Source organism: Lentzea kentuckyensis (genome assembly GCF_002150765.1).
GTDB classification, from domain to species: domain Bacteria; phylum Actinomycetota; class Actinomycetes; order Mycobacteriales; family Pseudonocardiaceae; genus Lentzea; species Lentzea kentuckyensis.
The window spans coordinates 1-1,258 of record NZ_MUYM01000211.1; the positions used below are offsets into that span (position 1 = coordinate 1).

Genomic DNA, 1,258 nt, shown 5'->3' on the forward strand with positions numbered 1-1,258 from the left:
TCGCGATGAGGCCGAACTCCTTGTTGTTGATGAGCTCGAACTCCTGCCGCTCGCGCAGGGCCTCGATGGTCAGCCGCAACTGGTGCTCGACCTGGTCCATCGGCTGGCTGTAGAGGTCCGCCACACGGGTGTGGACGCGCAGGATCGTCTGCGCCACCGAGAGTTCGTACTCGCGCGGCCGCAGTTCGTAGTCGACGAACGTGCCGGGCAGCGTCGGCTCGCCGTTGTGACCCGAGGCGATGTCGATCTCCGCCTCGCCGTGCTTGTTCGACGCGTTCGAGGGGTTCGCCAGCTGCTGCGCGATGTGGTCGCGCATCGGCTCGATCTGGCCGTTGAGCTGGTTGAACGTCGCCCGCGTCAGCACGACGGCGGTCGTCGGCGTCAACGCCCGCGCGGTGAAGCTCCAGTCCTTCTCGGCGCCGGACAGCACCGGCTCGTCACCGATGTACTCGCCGTCCGCGATCGTGCCCAGTGCCACCTCGTCGCCGTACTCGCCGAGGCCGGACTTGGTGACCTTGCCGTGCGCGATGACGACGATCTCGTCGACGGACGTGCCGCGTTCCGCGATCACCTCGCCCGGCTGGTACTCGCGCTGCTCGAAGCGGTTCGCCACGGCGGTCAGCGCGGCCTCGTCGTCGAACCCGCGCAGCAGGATGAACTCCGCCAGCTCCTGCGGCACGATCCGCACCTCGGAACCGACGCTGGTGAACGTGACGCGGCCGTCGCCGATCGCGTAGGTGAGGCGCCGGTTCACCCGGAACGCACCACCCTTGGCCTCGACCCACGGCAGCATGCGCAGCAGCCAGCGGGGCGAGATCCCCTGCATCTGCGGTGCGGACTTGGTGGTCGTGGCGAGGTTGCGCGCAGCGGCCCGCGACAGGCTCATCTGCTGGTCCTCGACCCCAAGGCCCGGATCGGTAACAGTCACTGCGAGTCCAATCTTCTTCAACGAACGAGAACTGCGGCGGTGCCGAGTCCTGTGGGGGAGTGGAACGACTTCCGGCTGGGGGTGGGGGAGAAGCTGAACCTGCCGGACCGCTGCGACCAGAGCAGCTCACCGGCGAGCCACGACTTGAGTGCCTCGACGTACCGGTGCAGCCCGGCCCGCGCCTCCGCGTCGAGCTCGTACTCCTCGGCGAGCGAAGGAAGTTCGGCGATGATCGAGACGATCTGCCGCAACCGTGCGGAGACCAGGTCGGAGACCACCGAGACGGCCTGCCGCACCTCGCACTCGAAGAACTGCTGAACCGCGAGCACC

At 68.0% G+C, this 1,258-nt stretch carries 1 protein-coding gene and 1 pseudogene; both read right to left on the reverse strand.

What is annotated here, in order from left to right; genetic code table 11:
- Positions 1–886 (reverse strand): family 2B encapsulin nanocompartment shell protein (locus tag B0F77_RS45995; protein ID WP_143467295.1); only part of this gene is annotated, 886 nt, incomplete at its 3' end.
- A gap of 59 nt (positions 887–945) precedes the next feature.
- Positions 946–1,258, reverse strand: a pseudogene (locus B0F77_RS48495) (germacradienol/geosmin synthase); the annotation flags it as partial.